This is a genomic window from Arthrobacter sp. 35/47 (genome assembly GCF_000520475.1).
Taxonomy (GTDB): Bacteria; Actinomycetota; Actinomycetes; order Actinomycetales; family Micrococcaceae; genus Arthrobacter_D; species Arthrobacter_D subterraneus.
Genome location: NZ_KI914588.1, coordinates 57,223 through 78,843, shown reverse-complemented (window position 1 = coordinate 78,843; position 21,621 = coordinate 57,223). Strand labels below are relative to the sequence as shown.

Annotated in this window: 19 protein-coding genes and 1 pseudogene; 13 read left to right on the top strand and 7 right to left on the bottom strand. The window is 63.7% G+C overall.

The window, feature by feature from the left end; all coding sequences use genetic code 11:
• Positions 1 to 464 (bottom strand): annotated as a pseudogene (locus X803_RS18020) (alanine dehydrogenase); the annotation flags it as partial.
• Positions 465 to 684: 220 nt separating this feature from the next.
• Here X803_RS18020 and ehuB point away from each other — a divergent pair.
• The 4 genes from ehuB to ehuA are packed head-to-tail and all read left to right on the top strand — an operon-like array spanning position 685 to position 3,750.
• On the top strand, positions 685 to 1,578 hold the full coding sequence (gene ehuB, locus X803_RS0105465; RefSeq protein ID WP_026544350.1) for an ectoine/hydroxyectoine ABC transporter substrate-binding protein EhuB: 894 nt from the start codon (positions 685 to 687) through the stop codon (positions 1,576 to 1,578).
• Between the two features lie 27 nt (positions 1,579 to 1,605).
• Positions 1,606 to 2,304 (top strand): ectoine/hydroxyectoine ABC transporter permease subunit EhuC, encoded by a 699-nt coding sequence (gene ehuC / locus X803_RS0105460; protein WP_026544349.1) that lies wholly within the window; start codon positions 1,606 to 1,608, stop codon positions 2,302 to 2,304.
• Positions 2,301 to 2,957: an ectoine/hydroxyectoine ABC transporter permease subunit EhuD gene (gene ehuD / locus X803_RS0105455; protein ID WP_026544348.1), complete on the top strand. Its 657-nt coding sequence runs from the start codon at positions 2,301 to 2,303 to the stop codon at positions 2,955 to 2,957. The genes ehuC and ehuD overlap by 4 nt, the downstream gene beginning before the upstream one ends.
• Positions 2,941 to 3,750 (top strand): ectoine/hydroxyectoine ABC transporter ATP-binding protein EhuA, encoded by an 810-nt coding sequence (ehuA, locus tag X803_RS0105450; RefSeq protein ID WP_275450939.1) that lies wholly within the window; start codon positions 2,941 to 2,943, stop codon positions 3,748 to 3,750. The genes ehuD and ehuA overlap by 17 nt, the downstream gene beginning before the upstream one ends.
• Positions 3,751 to 3,757: 7 nt before the next feature.
• Here the strand turns inward: ehuA and X803_RS22935 are convergent, their stop codons facing one another.
• The gene (locus tag X803_RS22935; protein WP_275450938.1) at positions 3,758 to 3,886 is read right to left on the bottom strand and encodes a RidA family protein; all 129 of its coding nucleotides are present in this window, start codon (positions 3,884 to 3,886) and stop codon (positions 3,758 to 3,760) included.
• A gap of 160 nt (positions 3,887 to 4,046) precedes the next feature.
• Here X803_RS22935 and X803_RS0105440 point away from each other — a divergent pair, with 160 nt between their 5' ends.
• A complete protein-coding gene (locus tag X803_RS0105440) occupies positions 4,047 to 4,745 on the top strand; it encodes a maleate cis-trans isomerase family protein (RefSeq protein WP_026544346.1) in 699 nt (232 codons plus the stop codon).
• Between the two features lie 33 nt (positions 4,746 to 4,778).
• Here X803_RS0105440 and X803_RS0105435 read toward each other — a convergent pair whose 3' ends face one another.
• On the bottom strand, positions 4,779 to 5,519 hold the full coding sequence (locus tag X803_RS0105435) for a maleate cis-trans isomerase family protein (protein WP_026544345.1): 741 nt from the start codon (positions 5,517 to 5,519) through the stop codon (positions 4,779 to 4,781).
• A 212-nt stretch (positions 5,520 to 5,731) separates the two neighbouring features.
• Here X803_RS0105435 and X803_RS0105430 point away from each other — a divergent pair, with 212 nt between their 5' ends.
• The 3 genes from X803_RS0105430 (at position 5,732) to X803_RS0105420 (ending at position 8,519) form a co-directional block, all read left to right on the top strand.
• Positions 5,732 to 7,159: an amidase gene (locus X803_RS0105430; protein ID WP_026544344.1), complete on the top strand. Its 1,428-nt coding sequence runs from the start codon at positions 5,732 to 5,734 to the stop codon at positions 7,157 to 7,159.
• A 4-nt stretch (positions 7,160 to 7,163) separates the two neighbouring features.
• The gene (locus X803_RS0105425) at positions 7,164 to 7,664 is read left to right on the top strand and encodes a DUF3830 family protein (protein ID WP_026544343.1); all 501 of its coding nucleotides are present in this window, start codon (positions 7,164 to 7,166) and stop codon (positions 7,662 to 7,664) included.
• A gap of 177 nt (positions 7,665 to 7,841) precedes the next feature.
• Positions 7,842 to 8,519, top strand: coding sequence for a GntR family transcriptional regulator (locus tag X803_RS0105420; RefSeq protein ID WP_026544342.1), 678 nt, complete (start codon positions 7,842 to 7,844; stop codon positions 8,517 to 8,519).
• 75 nt (positions 8,520 to 8,594) lie between these two features.
• Here the strand turns inward: X803_RS0105420 and X803_RS0105415 are convergent, their stop codons facing one another.
• From X803_RS0105415 to X803_RS18010, 4 genes are read right to left on the bottom strand one after another with little or no spacing between them, the layout of a single operon-like run.
• Positions 8,595 to 9,827, bottom strand: coding sequence for a M20 family metallopeptidase (locus tag X803_RS0105415; protein ID WP_253907398.1), 1,233 nt, complete (start codon positions 9,825 to 9,827; stop codon positions 8,595 to 8,597).
• A complete protein-coding gene (locus X803_RS0105410) occupies positions 9,824 to 11,077 on the bottom strand; it encodes an aminotransferase-like domain-containing protein (protein ID WP_026544340.1) in 1,254 nt (417 codons plus the stop codon). Before X803_RS0105410 ends, X803_RS0105415 begins: the two co-directional genes overlap by 4 nt.
• Before the next feature lie 3 nt (positions 11,078 to 11,080).
• Positions 11,081 to 12,262: a M24 family metallopeptidase gene (locus X803_RS0105405; RefSeq protein WP_026544339.1), complete on the bottom strand. Its 1,182-nt coding sequence runs from the start codon at positions 12,260 to 12,262 to the stop codon at positions 11,081 to 11,083.
• 56 nt (positions 12,263 to 12,318) lie between these two features.
• A complete protein-coding gene (locus X803_RS18010) occupies positions 12,319 to 13,338 on the bottom strand; it encodes a D-2-hydroxyacid dehydrogenase (protein ID WP_051470492.1) in 1,020 nt (339 codons plus the stop codon).
• 65 nt (positions 13,339 to 13,403) lie between these two features.
• Between X803_RS18010 and X803_RS0105395 the strand changes: the two genes are divergently transcribed.
• From X803_RS0105395 to X803_RS0105375, 5 genes are all read left to right on the top strand, one after another.
• Positions 13,404 to 14,681: an aspartate aminotransferase family protein gene (locus X803_RS0105395; protein ID WP_026544338.1), complete on the top strand. Its 1,278-nt coding sequence runs from the start codon at positions 13,404 to 13,406 to the stop codon at positions 14,679 to 14,681.
• 8 nt (positions 14,682 to 14,689) lie between these two features.
• Positions 14,690 to 17,851, top strand: a complete 3,162-nt coding sequence (locus tag X803_RS18005; protein WP_084033438.1) for an FAD-binding and (Fe-S)-binding domain-containing protein — start codon at positions 14,690 to 14,692, stop codon at positions 17,849 to 17,851.
• A complete protein-coding gene (locus X803_RS0105385; protein WP_026544337.1) occupies positions 17,848 to 19,338 on the top strand; it encodes an NAD-dependent succinate-semialdehyde dehydrogenase in 1,491 nt (496 codons plus the stop codon). The genes X803_RS18005 and X803_RS0105385 overlap by 4 nt, the downstream gene beginning before the upstream one ends.
• Positions 19,339 to 19,373: 35 nt before the next feature.
• The gene (locus X803_RS0105380) at positions 19,374 to 20,822 is read left to right on the top strand and encodes an MFS transporter (RefSeq protein WP_026544336.1); all 1,449 of its coding nucleotides are present in this window, start codon (positions 19,374 to 19,376) and stop codon (positions 20,820 to 20,822) included.
• A gap of 112 nt (positions 20,823 to 20,934) precedes the next feature.
• The gene (locus tag X803_RS0105375; RefSeq protein WP_026544335.1) at positions 20,935 to 21,519 is read left to right on the top strand and encodes a DUF2238 domain-containing protein; all 585 of its coding nucleotides are present in this window, start codon (positions 20,935 to 20,937) and stop codon (positions 21,517 to 21,519) included.
• Positions 21,520 to 21,621: the final 102 nt, after the last annotated feature.

Sequence of the window (21,621 nt, the reverse complement as noted above, 5' to 3'; positions counted from 1 at the left end):
TTCCCGCCGGCGGGTGCCATGAGGGAGGTGGCGCCTACCTGGACCGAGAGCCGCCCTGCCACTTCGGACATCGGTGCCAGCAGTGGCAGGGAGCGACCCTCCTGGACGGTTTCGTAGGCGATGGCAGTCACTCCTGCGCGAAGAAGTTCCCGGGTCAGCTCGGGCTCAGCGGCCAGGTGCAGGTAGGTGAAAAGGATCAGGCCCTCGCGGAAACGGTGATACTCCGCAGCAACGGGTTCCTTGACCTTCATCACCATGTCAGCGCGGCGCCAGAGGTCGTCGGCGCTGGCGACGATCTCTGCTCCGGCGATCGCGTATTCCTGGTCCGTGATAGCGGAGCCGAGGCCGGCTCCGCGCTCCACGAGAACGGTGTGTCCGTGTGTGCGGAACTCGTGCACTCCGGACGCGGTGATGGCCACGCGGAATTCGTGGTTCTTGATTTCTTTGGGGATTCCGATGATCATTTCTGGCTCCAATCGGGGAGGGGCTCTGGTGAGTAGTGGCTGATGCCGGGAATCCGATGTTTTGACATTTATGGGTGGGAAACATCCTTGAGACCCATCCAGCGACAGTAATTTACATTCGGATTGTTGACAATAGTACATGCTCCTCCTAGGTTGGGTGTAACCCACATCACAGTGGCAATCTCGAGCAGCCCCGGTACGTCCGGGCGAAGGAGTGCATATGACGGGCAACATTTCACGACGGAACGTCCTGCGCGGCGCAGGGGCCGCAGTGCTCGGTGCCACGGTGGTCGGCTGGGCTACGGGCTGTTCCACTACCGCCGTGGGCGGGCCCGCCTCGGGTGCAGCCAGCGACCTGCTTGAAACTGCCAGGTCTCAAGGATTCCTCCGGATAGGCATCGCCAATGAGCCCCCCTATACGCAGGTTAACGCGGACGGCACCGTGACCGGCTGCGAACCGGATGTTCTCCGGGCCGTGTGTAAGCGGCTGGGCATCGAGGAGATCGAAGGCGTCATCACACCCTACGAGTCCATGATCCCCGGCCTGCAAGCCAGCCGATGGGACGCGATCGCGGCAGGGTTGTTCATGAAGCAGTCGCGGTGTGCCGAGGTGCTCTACTCCGAGCCGGTGATTGTTTCCACCGAGTCCTTTGCAGTGCCGAAGGGAAATCCGAAGGGCATCGCTACGGTGGCGGACGTCCTCGCTGACTCGACACTGAAGATTGCGGTGCTTCCCGGCGGCTTCGAAGAGGGAATCCTCAAGACCAAGGGTGTGCCGGAGTCCCAGCAGGTAAAGGTCAACGAGGGCCGCAGTGGGATCGAAGCGCTCCGCGCCGGCCGGGTGGACGCTTTTATGCTGCCGACCCTCTCCCTGCGGGCGCTCGAGGACGAAAAGTCCGATTTTGAGGTCACCAATCCCGTGGATGACGCCCCGCGCACCGGCTCGGGTGCGGCCTTCCGCCAGTCCGACACGGCCTTTCACGAGGCCTACAACAAGGAGCTTGAGGCGTTCAAGCAGGAGCCCGGTTTTGCCGAGATCCTCGAGAAGTGGGGTTTCGACGCCAGCGTTGTTGACGGCGTCACTACAGAAGAGCTCTGCCAGACCGAGGGCTAGCACCCGCCGGCAGCAGAGGATCCCATTATGTCCGCAATTATTGAATACGCCCCGCTGCTATGGCAGGGCTTGCTCACCACCATCATGGTCGCGGTCCTCGGGGGTGGGCTGTGCCTCCTGGTCGCCTTCGCTGCAGGGACCGCACGGCTGTCGAGTCACCGGATCGTCCGGTGGCCGGCGGCGGTCTTCGTGGAAACCTTCCGTGGCACCTCACTCATTGTGCAAATGTTCTGGTTCTTCTACGCCCTTCCTTTCTTCGGCATCCAGCTCCACCCGCTGACCGCGGCGGTCCTGGCGCTTGGCCTGAATGAAGGCGCCTACGCCGCAGAGGTGGTACGCGGGGCCATCAGTTCCCGTCCCAAGGGGCAGACCGAAGCCTGCATCGCGCTCGGAATGACGCCGGCACTGCGGTTGCGCAGGATTATCATTCCGCAGTCCATCCCCGCCATGCTCCCGCCCTTGGGAAACGTCATGGTGGACCTGCTGAAGAACACGTCTCTGGTCTCACTGGTCACGGTCGCAGACCTGACGTTCCGCGCACAGATGATTCGGAGCACCACCGGGGAAACGACGGCGATTTTCCTCACCATCCTGGTGATGTACTTCGTGCTCTCCTCGCTGCTGGCGCTGCTGACAGCGTGGCTGGAGCGGCGTTTCGCCCTGGACCGCAAGGCCAAGTCCATCAAGGAAAATGTGCGCGAGCTGACGAAAGTGGGTCCGCTGTGATCTGGGATAACAGTTTTGCGGTATCCATCATCCCCTTCCTACTCCACGGCCTGTGGGTGACGGTCAAAATTACCCTCCTGGGAACCGCGATCGCCGCGGCGTTGGGCCTGGCGCTCGCCGTGCTCCGCCGTCTTGCGATCCCCGTGGTATCCCCGGCGGCGTCGTTCTTCGTGATCTTTATCCGAGGAACGCCCCTGCTGGTGCAGGCGTACTGCGCGTACTTTGTGCTTCCGCTCTACGGCGTGAGCTTTGACGCCTTCACCACCGGTGTGGTGGTCATCGGCATCAACTACAGCGCGTACATGGCGGAGGTGTACCGCAGCGGAATCGAAGGCGTGCCTGCGGGGCAATGGGAAGCGTCCACGGCGCTCAGCCTGCCCCGCGCCAGGGTCTGGAGCAGGATCATCCTGCCGCAGGCGTTCCGCACCGTAGTGCCCATGCTCGGGAATTACCTGATCCAGATGTTCAAGGACTCCGCAATCCTTTCCGCCATCACGGTTGTGGAACTCATGGCCACCGCGCAGGCGATCGGATCATCGAGCTTCCGCTACCTTGAACCCCTCACCCTTGCCGCGTTGCTGTTCCTCGCGGTCAGCTACCCGGCATCCCAGATAGTCAATAGATTGGAGCGGCGTTATGCGCCCAAGCACTGAGTCTGACGCACCCGTGGCGGGTTCCGCCGGCGGGCCCATGGTCTCTTTCGACAATGTGAGCAAGAACTGGGGCGAAAACCACGTCCTGAAGGCCCTGAACTTCGAGGTCCGCGCCGGGGAGAAGGTGTCCATCATCGGACCCTCGGGTTCGGGTAAGACCACGATCCTGCGCATTCTGATGACGCTGGAAACACCAACCCAGGGCCTGGTCAAGGTGGACGGAGATGTCCTCTGGGATGTCAAGGCTGGTGACAGGCCCCGCGAGACCCGCCAGATGCGCGCTACCCGCCGGAAAATCGGCATGGTGTTCCAGCAGTTCAACCTCTTCCCGCACATGACAGCGCTGGAAAACATCATGGAGGCGCCCGTCCAGGTTCTCGGCATGAACAAGGGTGAGGCAAAGGAGCGCGCAGTCGAGCTCCTGAACCTTGTGGGCCTCAGCAAACACATGGACCACACGCCCCCGCAGATGTCGGGGGGCCAGCAACAGCGTGTGGCCATTGCCAGGGCACTGGCCATGAGGCCCAAGGTACTGCTCTTCGACGAGCCCACCTCTGCCCTGGACCCGGAGTTGATCGGTGAGGTGCTCAATGTGATCCGGGACCTGGCCCACAGCACCGACATGACCATGCTCATGGTGACCCATGAAATGCGATTCGCGGAGGAAATCTCGGACCGCGTGGTGATGTTCGACCACGGCAGGGCCGTGGAGAGTGGGCCGCCCGCCCAGATATTCAAGGACCCCCAGGAGGAACGTACCCGCACCTTCCTCCGGGCGGTCCTGCAGCACTGACCGGTCGCTACACCTCCACGACCAGGGAAATTTCGACGGGCGCCTGCTGGCCGTCCTCAATACTCACGTCACGCCCAAGCTTGCCGCTGATGGTCAGGACGCCGTCGCGGGCGGGGGTCTGGCCGGAAGTGAACACGAGGTTTCCAACTTGCCGGACCGGCACATGGTTGGCAACCGGGACCGTCGGGGAAGGCAGTTCCAATTCGATGGCGCGTATCGGGTCGAATGTTGTCAACAATCTACTTATCGGGAGAGTCATGGACGGCAGGACAGCAGCATTACCCGCAGGGCCACAGGTGCCTACAGGCATCGGTGTTGTGTGCCCGTTCGACATGGCGCTGGACGGGGAGCTGTGGCGCTGGATGCCACAGGATGTGTCCCTATTCTTCACGCGCACGCCGTTTTTGGAGAAGCCCGTAAGCCTGGAACTGGCGGAGGGCGTCAGTGATGACGGTGACATCTATAACGCGGCAAGGAACCTGAGTGTTGTACATCCGGCTGTCATGGCCTACGCGTGTACTTCAGGCAGCTTTGTCAACGGGGTTTCGGGCGCACGCCACGTGTCAAAAATGATGGAGGCGGCCAGCGACGCGCAGGGTGTGAGCACGTCCGAAGCACTGCTGGAAGCGCTGGCCTACCTGGGAACGTCCCGCGTTGTGATCATTACTCCCTACGTGCCGCAGCTTACTGCCCGGCTGGGTGAATTTCTGCGGGAAGCGGGGCATTCCGTTGTATCCGAGGCCGGCCTCGGGCTTGAGGGTGGCATATGGAAAGTTCCCTACCACACCACCAGTGAGTTGATCCGCCGGGCTGACGTGCCTGAGGCGGATGTTATCTTCATCAGCTGCACGAACCTGCCCACTTATGACCTTATTGCGCCGTTGGAAAGTGAGCTGGGCAAGCCGGTTCTCTCGGCAAACCAGGTGACCGCCTGGGCGTCGCTGCGGCGTGTGGGCAAGGAGTCGGTAGGCCCCGGCCAGCGCCTCCTGTCCTAGGATTCGGGGGAGGCTGGCCGGGGCATGGTGGGCCTATGCCCCGGCCGGGAGACCCGCGGTTTCCGCGAAGAGGTGGCCGAGCGCCGCACAGGGGCGCAAGGCTCCGGCGAGGCGGAGTCCCTGCCAGACCGTTACCTGGTTGGCCGTCAGGACCGGCTTGCCCAGTGTTTCTTCGAGATCGTTGATCCAGCGGGCAGTATGCAGGGCTGTATCCGGAATGAGGACAGCCTGTGCTTCGGGGCTGTCGTTGCTTCGGGCCAGTTCAAGGACGCACCCACGGTCGAGTTCGCCCGCGAGGGCCGCCGTGGCGATATCGTGGCTCACCAGTTGGGTCACGTCGATCCCGCCGTGGCCCAACAGGTCCACGAAGTGCCGGGATACCTCCTCGGGGTAGGTTGCGGCGACGGCCACCCGGCCCACCCCAAGTGCTCGAATGGCATCCACGAATGCCAGAGAGGTGGAGGAAGTGGGAACCTGAAGTGCGTCCTGGACCTCGCGCGCCTGCTGCCTTGCACCATCCCAGCCAAACACGAAGCTGCCGGACGTGCATGCCCACATGACAGCGTCGGGAGCGGCGGTTCGCAATTCCTGCGCACCCTCAAGAAGCCGTTCGCTCCTGCCCAGATCCAGCAGCGCCTCGACCTCGTGTGCATCGACGCCGACCGATGTGTGGACCAACGGAAGGCTGACGCCCTCGCCGAGAATCTCCTCCAGGTAGGGGTAATCGTCCTCAGCGCCGAAGCCCGGATACAGCATGCCGATGGTGACGCCCATCAATTCTCCTTTGAAATATATCGGGGAGGCTCCGCCGAATTGTTCACAATCGTACGAAAAGTAGAGGCTAAAAGATAGGAAAGTAGGATTGTTGACAATTGTGACTACCGCCACATATTCTGGCTCCAGACCCGCTTGCGCCGGGCACGACCGCCCAGGCAAATCGAACCTCTTTTGACCACTGAGTGCAGACCGACGAGGAGCTTTGCCACGTGCTTGATTCACTTGAATGGGCGACCGCCACGCAACTGCTGGCCGCATATCGGGCGGGAGAGGTCTCTCCGGTGGAGGCCACTCGGGCAGCCCTTGACGCAGTAGCCGAACAGAACGCCGAAATCAATGCGTTTTGCCTGGTTGAGGAAGAGTCAGCCCTTGCAGCAGCGCGCGCTTCCGAGACCCGGTGGCGCCGGAATGAACCGTTCGGCAAGGCAGACGGAGTTCCGACGTCGATCAAGGACCTGCTGCTGACCGACGGATGGCCGACTCTTCGCGGGTCCCGGCTCACCTCCCCTGAGGGGGATTGGAACGAAGACGCACCCGCTGTAGCGAGGTTGCGCGAAAGCGGAGCTGTACTCCTCGGCAAGGTCACAAGCCCGGAATTTGGCTGGAAGGGCGTCACCGACAGTCCCCGGTGCGGTACCACCCGCAATCCCTGGGACGCTTCCCGCACTGCAGGTGGCTCCAGTGGCGGAAGCGCTGCCGCCGTGGCCCGGGGAATGGGACCCTGGTCGGTAGGAACAGACGGCGGAGGATCCATTCGCATCCCCGCCGGCTTTAGCGGCGTGGTTGGCTTCAAGCCGACCTACGGAACGGTCCCGCTGTATCCAGCCAGTCCCTTTGGGACCCTCGCTCATGCTGGACCGATCACCCGCACAGTCGAAGACGCGGCGCTGATGCTGGACGTCCTGTCCCAACCGGATGTCCGGGACTGGTCTGCCGGCCCCGCCCTGGAGCGGTCCTTCCTGGGGACGCTCGGCGAAGGGATACGGGGCAGGAGGATTGCGTTCAGCCCAGACCTCGGATATGGCCGGAATGATCCTGAGATCGAAGCCGCAGTGCGGAACGCAGTGGCGGTGCTGGCGGAGGTCGGTGCGGTCATCGAGGAAATCGAACTCGGTTGGACGGATCCGGTCGACGCCTACCACGTTCTGTGGTTCAGTGGCGCGGCCAAGGTAGTTGAAGGCTACGGGCAGGGTGCCGTCGAGCATATCGATCCCAACCTGGCTGCTGCCCTCGAGCGGCACTCCGGGTTCACCGCAAGTGACTATCTGGACGCGACCGCGGTGCGCATGAAGCTGGGCCGGGAAATGGGGCTGCTCCACGAAAGCTACGACCTACTGGTGACGCCTACGCTTCCCATACCCGCGTTCGAAGCAGGACGCGACGTGCCCGCTGGGTCGCCCTCTCCGGACTGGACCTCGTGGACCCCCTACAGCTATCCCTTCAATCTCACGCAGCAGCCCGCGATCAGCGTTCCGTGCGGGTTCACTGCTGAAGGACTGCCTGTGGGGCTTCAGCTGGTTGGCCCGCGGCACGGGGATGCCCTGGTGCTGTCCGCCGCTGCGGCCTACGAGGGCGCCGCTGGCTGGCAGTGCATCCACCCCGGCACCAAAGCACAACTATCCACAACCAGGAAGTAGCCCCATGGCACGGTACATCAACATCACCCTCGAAAAGCGCGGCGTCACCTGCAAGGCGTTGCTGCACGACGATGCGGCACCCCGTACTGCCAACGCAGTGTGGGATGCATTGCCCCTGTCCGGGCAGGTATTCCATGGCAAGTACGCCCGGAATGAGATCTACAACCTCATCCCCTCCTTCGCGCCGGCTGAACCGGGGCCGGAGAACACAACAGTGACACCGATTCCGGGAGATGTCTGTTACTTCACTTTCACGTCCAACGACCTGAAGACCCCGTCTCACGGGTACGAGGCAGACCCCGGAACCGACACCGTTACAACCATTGTGGACCTGGCGGTTTTCTACGGGCGCAACAACCTGCTGCTCAACGGGGATACGGGGTGGGTGCCCGGGAACGTCTTCGCCACCATCGTGGAGGGTTTGGATGAGATGGCTGCTGCCTGCCAGGACATCTGGATGGGCGGCGCACGGGATGAAACGCTGACATATTCAAAGGTGGAATAGGTTGCGGACCAGCATCAGGCAAAGGCCCGCCTCCGGGCAGGCTCCGTGAGGTTTTCTTCCTGATCGGGATGGCTGACCGGAACTTACCCACCCCGCTTACTTTAGGATTGTAGACATGCGGAACGAATGTCCGAGAGTGCCTCATGGCAATTAGATACGAGAGAAACGTGATCTTGAATGCAGAGATTTGAGCCCGTCGTGCGCGAGTCCACGCCCTCAATCATTGCCGGGAAGCTGCGCGACGCGATCGGGCGCGGCCACATACCGCCCGGAGCGCAGCTCGGTGAGGCCGAACTCGCCAAGGAACTGGGAGTCAGCCGCGGTCCGCTGCGGGAAGCAATGCAGCGCCTGACCCAGGAGGGGCTGCTCATCAGTATCCGTAACCGCGGCCTCTTCGTGATCACCATGACGGACGAAGAGGTGCGGGACATGTATGTGGCACGCACTGCCGTCGAACGCGCCGCATCCGAGGTCATTCTCCAGGGAGGCGGCAAGGACGTCGCCGCACAGCTGCAGCGAGTCGTCAAAGCTATGAAGAAGGCAGCAGACAAGGGCGACCTGGATGCGATGTCCGAGGCCGACATGGAGTACCACGCCACTCTGGTGACGGGTGCTGCCAGTACTCGGCTGACCAGGATGCACAATACCCTACTCACGGAAACCCGCATGTGCCTTACCGCCCTGGAGAAGAAGTATCCGGACCCGCACGCCCGGGTGGGGGAGCACCAAGCCATCGCCGAAGCACTGGCCGAAGGGGACCAAGAGCGGGTATCGAAGCTACTGGTAAGTCATATGGAAGATGCGCTGGAGCGGCTGACGGGCAGGGACGACAACGCAGTGGCTGCAACCGCTTAGGGTGGTATCCAGTCTGCAGGCCAAGGAATACAGGCGGCCGGCTTCGCACAACGCGAAGCCGGCCGGTTACGTTTTTCAGGCAGTGCGGCCGGGCATCTGACGCAGGCACATCAGCGCGTATGCTCTGGCCGCTGCCACTAACTCCCCGATAGACACGGACTCATTGACCTGGTGCGCCTGGTCGTTCAGCCCACCCGGGCCGAGGACGATGGTCGGTACGCCCAGATCGCGGGCGATGAAGCCGCCATCACAGGCGGCCGTCCAGCCGGTCACCGCACTGGCGACGCCTACGTCAGCCAGTGACGCTACTGCACCGGAGACCAGTGGATGGGACTCTGGTGTGCGAAAGCCCGGCATTTCCATGGTGACGGAGCCCTCGACCGAGATGCCGTCGGTATCGATTCCGGCTTCACCGATACGCTGGAGCAATTCGCGCAGGATGAGCTGCGCGTCGTCGTCGGGCATGAGGCGCCGGTCCAGGGAGAGGGTGCATTCGGACGCCACCATTGAGGTTCCGGAGCCGCCCTGTATAAGGCCGGTGTTCCAGGTGCCGGCACCGAGCATCGGGTCGAGGTCTTCCTGTAGCAGGGTATGGTCCTCGCGCACCAGCATCAGGATCCTCGCCGCGGCGTCGATCGCGTTGCGGCCATCGGATGGTCGGCCCGAATGGGCCGACTTCCCCGTGACCTTTACTTCGATGTAGCTGTCTCCCCTGCACGCGATGACCGTCTCGAGATCGGTTGGTTCGGCCACCACACAGGCGGCGTAGGAGAAGGAGGAATCCGCCAGCGCCGCGGCGGTGTAGGCGCGGATGCCGATGCCGAGATCTTCCTCGTCCACTGTGCACGCCAGCGCAGCATTTCCCGGGAGCTTCACCCCGGCGTCTTTCAATGCCTTCAACGCAATGAGCACCGCGGCCAGTCCGCCCTTCATGTCGGTCGAACCGCGACCGAAGAGTCTCCCATCGCGAACGTACGGTTCGAAGGGAGGCCGCTCCCAGCCGCTGCCGGCCGGCACTACATCCGAGTGGCCGAGGAAGAGGATGCCGGGTTGGTTTCCGCCGGGCAGGACAGCGGTGAAGTTTGGACGCCCGGGGGCCACATGCTCCATGGTGACCTCCAGTCCTGCGCCGAGGCAGAAGTTCTTCAGGACCTCGACGGTGACCTCCTCGGTACTGCCGGGATTCTCACCGCCTGCAGCCACCAGCGCTCTAGTGAGGGAGACGAGGTCGGCCTCAGTGATGAGACCCAGGACCTGAGCCTCCAGCGCCTGCAAACCGGGAGAATGCACTTGAACGGCGTTGCTCACGCGCGGTCGCCGTCCTTCAGGGCAGCCAGTTCGCGGTCCATCGCCCGGCGCAGCCTGATGATGCCTTCCTCAGCCCGCTCGGGAGTAGTGGAAGCGAAGCAGAGCCGCAGGGCGTCATCGAACTTTCCGCCTGGAGACAGCGCCGGTCCGGGAATGAAGGCTACGCCCTCGGCAAGGGCAGTCTCGAACAACTTCCGGGTCGATATACGTGCATCCTCGCCCTGCAGGGTCAGCCAGAGGAAGAATCCGCCTTCGGGATCGGTGGCACTCACCCGGTCGCCGAGATGGCGGCGCAGGGTCTCGCGCAGGGCGTCCTTGCGGCGCTTGTATTCGACGCGCAGGCCGGCGAGGTGATTATCCAGTCCGCCGCGGCGAATGAACTCGGCGACGATGTGTTGGCCCGGAAGATTGGTGCAGGTGTCCATCGCCTGCTTGGCGTTGATCACCAGTTGGCGCAGCGCCGGATCTGTGTCCACCCAGCCTACGCGCAACCCCGGGGCCAGGATCTTGGAGAACGTGCGTACCGAAAACAGCAGGGGATCGCCCGGGCTGAGTGCTTGCAGGGAGGGGAGGTCCTCGCCCTGGAAACGGAGCAGCCCGTACGGGTCGTCGTCGATGATCACCGAGTTCCACTCGTGCGCCAGCTCAAGCAGTTTGTGGCGGCGGGACAACGAGAGTGTGACACCGGCGGGGTTCTGGAAGTTCGGGATGGTATAGATGGCCTTGGGCTTGCGACCGGCTGCGGCCACCAGCTCCGGCAGGTCCTCGACTATGAGGCCGTCCTGGTCGGTCGGCGCCTCAAGCAATTCGGCGCCATAGCTGAGGGCTGTTGCGCTGCCGTTGGTGTAGGTGGGGCTTTCCACGATCACCAGATCGCCGGGGTTGATGAATATTTTGCACGCGAGATCCAGACCCTGCATTCCGCCCGCCGTGATGGTGACGCGTTCTTCGCTGGTCGGATCCGATGTTCCGGCGAGGTAATCCACCAGGGCCTTCAGCAGCACCGGTTCGCCCTCGGTAGCACCGTAGGTCATTGAGCTGTGGTTCAGAACCTGACCTGCGATGTCCCGGAATTCCTCCAGCGGCACGGCTTCGTCTGCAGGTGATCCCATGGCGAACCGGACAATATCGTGGGTCTGTGAGGCCAGCAGGGAGGTGCTGGAATCGATCACCGAGCCCACGAGGTCAGAAGCGCGGTCGGCAAGCGGCAGGGTGGCCTGGGATCGGGTGGCAAAGTGGTCAATAGTCATGGCTTAGCTGCCTTTCTGGAGCAGTTCACGGGGGAAGCTGGTGAAGGTTTCCACGCCGTCGGACGTGACGCGGATTGACTCGGAGAGCTCGTAGCCGTAGTTGTCCATCCACATTCCTCCGATGAGATGGAAGGTCATGTTTTCGGCGAGGACGGATTCATCCTCGGACCGGATGGAAATGGTTCTTTCGCCCCAGTCCGGGGGGTAGCCGATGCCGATGGAGTAACCGATTCGGGACGGTTTTTCGAGGCCGTACTTTGCAAGTGTCCAGTTCCACGCACGCGCCAGCTCGCGTACGGGTACTCCCGGTTGCACTTCGCTCAGAACAGCATTGATGCCGTCGGAGACGGCGTCGGCCAGCCTGACGACGTTAGCGGGGGTTTTTCCGAGCGTGAGCGTCCGCGCGAGAGGCGTGTGGTACCGCTTGTGGGCACCGGCGAGTTCGATGACGACACTTTGTCCCGCTTCGAAGCAATCTTCGCTCCATGTGAGGTGCGGAGTGTCTGCGGCTTCTCCGGTAGGAAGCATAGGAACGATCGAGGGGTAATCACCGCCGATTCCATTGGCGCCGGTGATCTGGGCTCTACTGATCGCTGCCGCGGCATCACACTGCCGGACGCCGACGTCGATCGTTTCAACCGCGGCCTCCATGGCGGCCATGCAGACCTGTGCGGCACCGCGCATCAACTGGATTTCAGCCGGCGACTTGATGACCCGGACCCAGTTGATCAGCTCGAAGCTGTCAACCAGGGTCCATTCCGGAATGGCATTGACCAGGGATCGGTAGGCCTTGGGGGAGAAAAAGTGCGAATCCATCTCCAGCCCTACGCAGCCCTTCGCGGCCGGGGCGATGAGGAATCGCTCACGCAGGGCGAACGCCACCCAGTCGAAGGGGTGGATATGCGGGCGGTGCACGTATTGCTCCGGGTACCCCACAATGCAATCCTCCGGCAGCCAGGTGGTGCGGAACGCGCCGCCGGCGTCCATGGCGCGCGCAAACAGCAGCATGGGTCCGTCTGAGGGAACAAAGACAAGTTGCGGTGTATAGAACGACCACGCGTTGTACCCGGTGAGGTAATAGATGTTGGACGGATCGGTCACAAGCAGGGCAGAAAGACCCTGCTTGGCCATCCGAGAGCGGACGCAGGCAAGCCGCGCGTCGTACTCTTCCTGGCTGAACAGCAAGAAGATACCTCCGATAAGTAAGAAGATTGTTTACAATCTAACAAGTGTGGCGCGCGTCACACAAGCCGCATTCCGGCGCGGTTCTCGACAGCACCTGCGCTGCTGACATAGCCGCGATCCTTGTCCACCACATTGCTCAGATCCTCGCCGGCTGCCCAGCGCTCCAGATTGTGTTGGAACTGCTCCGCCAGTGCGTCCCGCCAGCCGATCACATCACCGCACATATGGGCGGACATATGTGCGTTCTCCATGCCCCACAGCGGGCTGTCAGTGGGAAGCGGTTCTTCGCTGAACACATCGAGCGAGGCGGCAGCGATCTGACCCTGCTGCAACGCCCGGATGAGCGCCGGTTCATCGACGAGGGCCCCCCGACCGAGGTTCACCAGGTGGGCTGAGGGCTTCATGGCCGCCAGGATGCCGGAGTCGATCAGGTGCCGGGTCTCGTCGGTTAGCGGGGCGACCAGGATGATGTGGTCCGCCCACCCTGCATGCTCAGCCAAATAGTTACTGGGCAGCACGGTGCCGAAGTCCGGATCATCCTCGCGGGCAATGCGCCCGACGCCACGGACCTCCATGCCGACTGCTCTCAGTAGGCGGCCGGTGGCGCGGCCGATCCCGCCTGTTCCCACGACCAGTACGCGGGATCCTCCCGTGCGTGTCAGCTCCCGGTGCTGCCATCGGCAATCCCGCTGCAGGCTCTTGCTGCGGTGCAGTTGCTTATCATGGGCCAGGATGGATGCCAGCGCGAATTCCGCGATCGGCTGATCAAAGATGCCGTGGGCATTGGTGACAACCACATCTGAGGTCCGTAGGTCATCGAACATCATCGCGTCAACGCCGGCTGCTGCCACATGGACCCACTGCAGCCTGTTCGCCTTCGGCCACGCTTGTTTGAGCGCTGACGAGAAGAAGTCCCACAAAAAGAGGACCTCAGCGTCGGAGGATGCGGCCGGCAGGCCGGCAGTGTCCGTAACGGTGACCTCCGCGAGTGACTCAAGGGTCTTGAGATTGTAGGGAAGCGGCTGCTCTTTTGCAGCGAGGATGACCACCTTGGGGGCGTTCTTTGTGTTACTCACGCCACAACGGTACCCGATCGCCCTATTGTTGACAATCCTCCGATGTGATGTGCATCATGGACGGCATGACCTCGCTCAGCCCCGCACTCAAGCAAGCAACGCCTGTCGTCGTGGACCATGCCCTTGGCAGCTGGATCCACGGCACCGACGGCAAGGATTACCTCGACTTCACCACCGGTATTGGCGTAACCAGTACCGGCCACTGCCACCCGAAGGTGGTTGCAGCGGCCCGTGAGCAGGTCGGCAAGATCATTCACGCCCAGTACACCACCGTTATGCACAAGCCGCTGCTTGAGCTGACTGAGAAGCTCGGCGAGGTCCTGCCTGCGGGCCTGGATTCGGTCTTTTACGCCAACTCCGGGTCCGAGGCCGTCGAAGCGGCCATCCGCCTCGCGCGCATGGCAACCGCCCGCCCCAATATCATTGTCTTCCAGGGCGGCTTCCACGGACGCACGGTTGCAGCGGCCTCACTGACCACCGCTGGCACGAAGTTCTCGGCCGGCTTCTCGCCCCTCATGTCAGGGGTCCACATGTCCGCTTTCCCCTATGCATACCGGTACGGGTGGGATGAGGACCTGGCAGTGCAATTCGCACTGCAGGAACTCGACTATCTGCTTCAGACGCGCACCGCACCCAACGACACCGCGGCCTTCCTGATTGAGCCGGCTCTGGGCGACGGCGGTTACCTGCCCACCCCGCCGGCGTTCATGGAGGGGCTGCGGGAGCGTGCCGATAGACACGGAATCCAGCTGATCTTTGATGAGGTCCAGGCAGGCGTGGGCCGCACAGGAAAGTTCTGGGGCCACCAGTATTCCGCTGCCACACCGGATATCCTCATTACAGCCAAGGGCATCGCTTCAGGGTTCCCCATTTCCGCAATCGCGGCCTCGACTGAAACCATGTCCAAAGCGTGGCCGGGTTCCCAGGGAGGAACGTACGGTGGAAACGCTGTCTCCGCCGCTGCCGGCGTGGCGACGCTGGAAGTGGTGAAGGAGGAGAACCTCGTGGAGAACTCACGGATCCGCGGCGAGCAGCTGCAGGCCGGGTTGAAGGACATCCAGACCCGTTTCCCGGTGATCGGCGACGTTCGTGGCCGAGGGCTCATGCAGGGTATTGAGTTCACCGCAGAAGACGGTACGCCGGACGCAGCAACCGCCGCCGCCGTACAGCAGGCAACCACAGATCAGGGCCTGCTCACACTGACCTGCGGACCTGCCGGAAACGTAGTCCGCCTGATTCCTGCGCTCGTAGTGACTGCGGAGGAAATCGCCACCGGACTGGATCGTTTCGAAGCTGCGATCGGCGCCGTCGTGGGTGCGGTTCCCGCCACCGCCGGAGTCTGAGCCGGCTCATGACTGACGTTTCACCGCTCAACGCGCAGCCGGGAAGCACGCCGGATCTGAGCCCGCTGAGCTTCGGAACGCGGGTCATCGCGGCCTCCGTACCCCAGGTCGGGGCGTCCCCCGGCGCAACTGCCGGACCGCAGCGAAGAGCGCTTGACCGGCTCTCTGCGGCGGGCATCAACGCCGATACGTCCCCGCGCCGACTGGCCGAGTACTCGTATGACGCGTCCAATTACCGGCTGCCGCCGCTCGCCGTCGTGTTTCCGAGAACTGCTGATGATGTGGTCACCACATTGGCGGTGTGCCGCGAAACCGGTACTCCGCTCATCAGCCGGGGCGGCGGCACGTCCATGGCGGGCAACGCCGTCGGTCCGGGGATCGTGCTGGACTTTTCACGGCACATGAACCGCATTCGCAGCGTCGATGAAGCGTCCGGCATCACGGATGTGGAACCCGGCGTTGTGCTCGCTGTTCTCTCCCGCGAAGTGGAGAAGGTTACCGGAGGGCGCCTGACCTTTGCTCCCGACCCATCGTCGAAGAACCGTGCCACTGTGGGCGGGTCGTTGGGTAATGACGCCTGCGGCAACCACTCCGTGCGCTATGGGCGCACCTCGGATCATGTGGCAGAGATCGACGTCGTTACTTCCGACGGCGCCCGGCTCACCGCCACAGAAACCGGCCTCCGGGCCACGGACGCAGCCGACGCGAACTCGGTGGCGCGCGCAGCTGCCCTGACGAATGAGCTCAAGGAGCTTGCGCATAAGAACCTGGCTGAATTCCGGCTGGAGCTGGGAAAGATCCAGCGGCAGGTGTCCGGTTACCATCTGGCCAATCTGCTGCCGGAAAACGGCTTCAATGTAGCCCGTGCGCTCGCCGGATCCGAGGGAACCTGCGTTGTTGTCACCGGTGCCCGGATGAAGCTCGTGCCCAAACCGGCCAGCGCACTGCTGGTCTGCCTAGGTTACGCGGATGTGGTGGATGCGGCGCGGGACATCGAAACCATTCTCGAGTTTTCGCCAGCCGCTGTGGAAGGCATCGACGAGGCCATCGTCGACACCATGCGCTTCCGCCGCGGTGAGGCTGCCGTTACGGCCCTGCCGGGCGGCAGGGCCTGGCTGTACGTGGACCTCGACGGCGATGACCCGTCAGCGGTTACTGCCGAAGCTGAGCGGCTGCTTGCACGTCTGCGTGGCAACGGGCGTCTGGTTGACGGGCGCACAGTACCGGACGCCGTGGAGAGGGCATCACTGTGGCGAGTCCGGGAGGACGGAGCCGGTCTGTCCTTCCGTCTGGCCACCGGTGGTGAATCGTGGCCCGGGTGGGAAGACTCCGCGGTTGCGCCGGAGAAGCTCGCTGATTACCTGGCGGAGTTCCGGGAACTGCTGGAGCGCTTCGGGCTGCAGGGCGTGATGTACGGGCACTTCGGTGCCGGTTGCATGCACATCCGTATCACCTATGACCTGCGTACCGACGAGGGCAGAGCCGTCTTCGAGGAGTTTTCGAGGGAAGCGGCAAGATTGGTGGTGCGCCACGGCGGATCCCTGTCCGGCGAGCATGGGGATGGCCGTGCCCGCTCACAGCTGCTGCCGCTCATGTACTCGCCGCGGATGCTTGAGGCCTTTGCGGACTACCGCCGCAGCTGGGACCCTGCAGGCATACTGAACCCCGGCACCCTGACGGACCCGGACCCGCTGACTGCAAACCTCGCCCTGGACGGGGTGCCGCAACGGCAATGGCGGACCAGCTTTGATCTGCGTCCCCTGCACGCCGGAGGCGGCGACGCTACCGAAACCCATGATCCGGCGCAGGCCGCCGGGAGTGGTCTCGACCCGTGGGTGCATGCCGTTCAGAGCTGTATCGGCGTCGGACGCTGCCGCACGGATGTTGGCGGCGTGATGTGCCCGAGCTACCGGGCCACGCGGGATGAGAAGGATTCGACCCGCGGACGCTCCCGGGTCCTCCAGGACATGGTCCGCGGCGCGCGCACCGTGGCGGAGGGCTGGAAATCCGAGGAAGTCCGCGAGGCCCTGGATCTCTGCCTCTCCTGCAAGGCGTGCTCCAGCGACTGCCCCACGGGCGTGGACATGGCCACCTACAAGGCGGAGTTCTTCGACCACTACTATCGGGGCAGGATCCGCCCGATGTCGCACTTCTCGCTGGGCTGGTTGCCCCGGTGGCTGAAGGTCACCGGGCGCATTGCTCCGCTGGTCAACGCCGTCCTGGCCACGCCGCTGGGCAAGGTGGCCGCGCTGCTGGGCGGACTGACCACTGAGCGGTCACTGCCGCGCTTCGCCGGCGGCTCCGAATGGCGCCGGGAAGTTGCTGCCGCAGGTGTCTCTCCCATGCAACGCAATAAGCCAGGGAACGACGGCGACCGTCGTCTGCCTGCGGACGGCGTGGTGTTGTTCGTGGACACCTTCACGAAGGGCTTCCGTCCGGAGGTTGCTGGAGCCGCTGCGCGGGTCCTCGCGGAGGCGGAAGAACGGGTGGAATGTTCGCCGGACGCCTGCTGCGGGCTGACCTGGATTTCCACCGGCCAGCTGGACACGGCCAGGAAGCTGATGGCGAATGCTGCCGAAGTGCTCGATGACGGCACCGATCGTCCGATCGTGGTGGTGGAGCCCAGTTGCGCTGCTGCGCTGCGCAAGGACCTTCCGGAGCTGGTCCACTCCGAGCGGGCCCGACGGGTGGCGGCGAGGGTACGCAGTTTTGCCTCCCATGTCGGCGAGTTGTCCGGTGCAGGCTGGACCCCGGCACCCGCCGAGCCGCTGCCCGCCCAGGTGGTGCTGCAGACGCACTGCCACGAATATTCGGTCTTCGGAGCCGGAACCCAGAAGGCGGCTCTGGCAGCCATGGGAGTCACCGGTGTGATCGATGCAACGGGCTGCTGCGGAGTGGCGGGGAACTTCGGCTTCGAGAAGGAACACTACGAGATCAGCATGCAAGTGGCCGAGCAGGCTCTGGCCCCGGCTCTGCGCAGCACCGCTGCCGACTCGGTGGTACTCACTGACGGCTTCTCCTGCGCCATGCAGGTCAGGCAGCTTGATGAGGCCCGGCCGGGGAACCATCTCGCCCAACTCCTTGACCCCGGCCCTGCACAGACTGCCGCTAAGCGCGTCGCCCGGGCCACAGAAACTTCTGAACTCCAACGAAAAGGATTCCTGATATGACAACGCAGACAACAACTCACACAACCTCCGAGCAGGCGCGGGACGCCATCGCCACCGTCAGCACCGGCCTCTTCATCGACGGAGAATGGACCGAAGCCGCCTCCGGCAAGCGCTTCGATGTCATCAATCCAGCCACCGAAGAAGTCATCGCAACAGTGGCCGACGGCGGCCCGGAAGACGCCCGGCGCGCGATTGAAACCGCCGGCCGCGTCCAGAAGGAATGGGCACGGACTGCACCGCGCGAACGCAGCGAGATCCTGCGGCGCGCCTACGACCTCATCATGGCCCGGCAGGACGAGCTCGCGCTCATCATGACCTCCGAAATGGGCAAGCCGTTCGCCGAGGCAAAGGGCGAGGTGGCCTATGCCGCTGAGTTCTTCCGCTGGTTCTCCGAAGAGGCCGTCCGCATCGGTGGAGACCTCACCACCACGGGTGACGGCAAGAACCGGATTCTCGTTTCGAAGGAACCGGTAGGACCGTGCGTTCTCGTGACGCCGTGGAACTTCCCCTTGGCGATGGGCACCCGCAAGATCGGTCCTGCTATCGCCGCCGGCTGCACAATGGTATTCAAACCCGCCAACCTCACCCCGCTGTCGTCGCTCGCGCTGGTGGACATTCTCATCGAGGCTGGCCTGCCCAAGGGCGTACTCAACGTTGTCTGCACCACGAAGGCCTCGGAAGTCGTCTCGCCGTGGATGTCCAGCGGGATAGCACGCAAGGTCAGCTTCACCGGCTCGACCGCCGTCGGCGTGCGACTGCTTGAACAGGCCGCCGAACACGTCATGCGTTCCTCCATGGAGCTCGGCGGCAACGCACCGTTCATCGTCTTCGAGGATGCGGACCTGGACCGGGCTGTTGATGGAGCAGTGGCAGCGAAAATGCGCAACATGGGCGAGGCCTGCACCGCGGCGAACCGGCTCTTCGTGCACCGTTCCGTAGCAGACGAGTTCGCTCGAAAGCTCGCTGCACGACTCGGCGCACTGACGGTGGGTGACGGTGCTGCGCAGGGCACCGACGTCGGCCCGCTGGTAGAAGAGAAAGCGCTGACCAAGGTGCAGGAACTGGTGGACGATGCCGTAGCCAAGGGGGCCAGTGTGGTCTGCGGAGGGTCTCGGCCTGAGCGGCCGGGTTACTTCTACTCACCGACCGTATTGTCCGGGGTCAACCCGGAATCGCACCTGATGAGCGAGGAAATCTTCGGACCGGTGGCTCCGGTGGTGCCGTTCGACACCGAGGAAGAAGTGATCCGGCTGGCCAATGACACCCCGTGGGGTCTGGTGGGCTACCTCTTCACGCAGGACGTGGACCGAGGCTTCCGTATGGGCGATGCCCTGGAAGTCGGCATGGTGGGCCTCAACACCGGCATCGTGTCCAACCCCGCGGCACCCTTCGGCGGAGTCAAGGCCTCCGGTTTGGGTCGCGAAGGCGGACGGGTCGGCATTGAAGAGTTCCTTGAAACCAAGTACATGGCCATCCCGCGCGGCTGACCGTCTCCAACCGAACCAATGAAGGACGACCAATGATGACCAGTCCACATTCCGTGCACAATGCCCATCCGGAACCCGGCATTGCGCCCGGCGCCGAGCCGAGCACCCAGGAGGGCAAACGTACCCTTCACCGCTCGATCCTCGGATCGGCGCTTGGCAACGCCGTCGAGTGGTTCGACTACGGTGTCTACGGCTACCTGACGATTTACATGGCCGTGAACTTCTTCGGCTCTGAGGAAGGCGACGGCGGCCTCGGCGTCACATTGACGCTTGCCACCCTGGCCCTCTCCTTCCTCGTGCGCCCGCTGGGGGGCCTGATCCTGGGACCGTTGGGCGACAAGGTGGGCCGCCAGAAGATCATGGTGCTTACCGTGACCCTCATGACCGTGGCCACCGGTGCCATTGGTGTGCTGCCGACGCTTGAAACGGCTGGCCTCCTCGCACCGGTGCTCCTGCTGGTCTGCCGCCTGGTGCAGGGTTTCTCCGCCGGCGGTGAATACGGCGGCGCTGCGGTCTACATGGCGGAGTCCGCGCCGGACCGCCGTCGTGGTTTCCTTGGTTCCTTCCTGGAGTTCGGCACCACCGTCGGGTTCATGCTCGCCGCGATTGTCTGCACCACGCTGATCACCATCGTTGGTGATGATGGCATGGAGGCCGGCTGGTGGCGACTGCCGTTCCTGCTGACCATCCCGCTGGGTCTCACAGCACTGTGGATCCGCACCCGCCTGGTAGAGGCGCCCGTCTTTTCCGAGGCCTCGCAGCACAAGGAAACCATGCGATCGCCGCTCCGGCATGCGCTGAAGCATAACTGGCGCCAGCTCCTGGTCCTTGCGGGTTTTGTGGTGCTGCTGAACGTGGCGTTCTACCTGATCCTCGGGTACATGCCCACGTACCTGAGTGGCCAGCTGGGACACAGCACTGCGCAGGGAAACTGGATGCTGGTGGCAATCATGGGATTGATGCTTCTGGCAATCCCGCCGGTCGGGGCGCTGTCCGACCGGGTCGGGCGCAAGCCTCTGCTGCTCGCAGCCGCGCTCGGATATACGCTGCTGTCCGTGCCGGCCGTGATGCTCCTTGGCATGCCAAGCCTTGCACTGCAGTTCCTGGGCCTTGCTGTTCTAGGCTTCCTGCTCGTGATCCTGGTGTCGTCTGTTTCCTCCACGCTGCCGGCCCTGTTCCCTACGGCTGTCCGTTACACCGGCTTTGCAATCGCCTATAACTTCTCGACAGCGTTCTTCGCCGGACCTTCCCAGACTGTCGCCAACCAGCTGATCGAGACTACCGGCAACCAGCTGGTGCCCGGCTGGTACATGGCGTTGGCCGGTGTCATCGGTCTGGTGAGCATCCTGTTCATGCGAGAAACTGCGCAGGCCACCCTGCGCGGCGAGGAACTTCCGGGTGATCCCCGGTCGGTGGGCCTGCCGAAACGAGAATACGTGGAGCTCAATCGGGCTGACGCCCAGAAGCGGCGCGACAGTTTCTAACATGCACGGTTCCTGAAGTGCACAGCTCGGCACCGGGGCTGGAGTATCTGTTCCGACACTCCAGCCTCGGCTGCCGCGCAGGCGCTCTTTCCCGCCCAGTAGGCTGGAACCCATGATTGCCGACCTCATCCGACGGCCGGCCACTCCCGCCGAGGTCGCCGCGGACAGTGTCAGGGCCGTTGCCATACTCAGCACTCTGGCCATGGTTCTCTGGTGGGGCCCGGTGGATGTTGCGGTGTTCTTCCTGGCGCTCGGCGGACTCACGCTCTCCCGGTACGCGCGTCCCCACCCCGTGTTCGACGCCGTCTACGGGTGCGCGCTGATCTTTGCCTGCTGGAGCAGCGTCCTGAACCTGTACGAGAAAATCTCCTGGTGGGACCTCCTGGTCCACTACCTCTGCACAGGCCCGGTCGCGGGAATGGCGTACGTGCTGGCTGCTCACCTCCGGTTGCTGCCGGCGCCGGGGCCCACACGCCGGCACCGTGTGGGCGTGGTTTTCCAGGTGACGCTGCTCGGCATCGCGCTCAGCGTCCTCTGGGAGTTCGCGGAGTGGGCCGGTGACGCCTGGGTGGATGAGGACATCTACGTCACCTACGCCGACACCATGGGTGACCTCGGCGTTGCGACCCTCGGCTCGCTCGCCGCGGGGATCCTTCTCGCCGCGCTCACCCGTCCCCGGGGGCGTTCGCGGCCCTGACCGCGGGTACCCGGCACGCCGCCTCGAGGACCATCCAGGCCTGAAGCTGGGTGGACAATTCCACCATGCCGTTGCCCGCCGGTTCCCCCGGTGTGGCGGGGG

Bases quoted from the DNA above. Each gene is read 5' to 3' on its own strand.
- ehuB (WP_026544350.1), top strand. From the start codon at position 685: ATGACGGGCAACATTTCACGACGGAACGTCCTGCGCGGCGCAGGGGCC.
- ehuC (WP_026544349.1), top strand. From the start codon at position 1,606: ATGTCCGCAATTATTGAATACGCCCCGCTGCTATGGCAGGGCTTGCTC.
- ehuA (WP_275450939.1), top strand. From the start codon at position 2,941: ATGCGCCCAAGCACTGAGTCTGACGCACCCGTGGCGGGTTCCGCCGGC.
- X803_RS0105435 (WP_026544345.1), bottom strand. From the start codon at position 5,519: ATGGGCGTCACCATCGGCATGCTGTATCCGGGCTTCGGCGCTGAGGAC.
- X803_RS0105425 (WP_026544343.1), top strand. From the start codon at position 7,164: ATGGCACGGTACATCAACATCACCCTCGAAAAGCGCGGCGTCACCTGC.
- X803_RS0105420 (WP_026544342.1), top strand. From the start codon at position 7,842: ATGCAGAGATTTGAGCCCGTCGTGCGCGAGTCCACGCCCTCAATCATT.
- X803_RS0105410 (WP_026544340.1), bottom strand. From the start codon at position 11,077: ATGACTATTGACCACTTTGCCACCCGATCCCAGGCCACCCTGCCGCTT.
- X803_RS0105395 (WP_026544338.1), top strand. From the start codon at position 13,404: ATGACCTCGCTCAGCCCCGCACTCAAGCAAGCAACGCCTGTCGTCGTG.
- X803_RS18005 (WP_084033438.1), top strand. From the start codon at position 14,690: ATGACTGACGTTTCACCGCTCAACGCGCAGCCGGGAAGCACGCCGGAT.
- X803_RS0105385 (WP_026544337.1), top strand. From the start codon at position 17,848: ATGACAACGCAGACAACAACTCACACAACCTCCGAGCAGGCGCGGGAC.
- X803_RS0105380 (WP_026544336.1), top strand. From the start codon at position 19,374: ATGACCAGTCCACATTCCGTGCACAATGCCCATCCGGAACCCGGCATT.
- X803_RS0105375 (WP_026544335.1), top strand. From the start codon at position 20,935: ATGATTGCCGACCTCATCCGACGGCCGGCCACTCCCGCCGAGGTCGCC.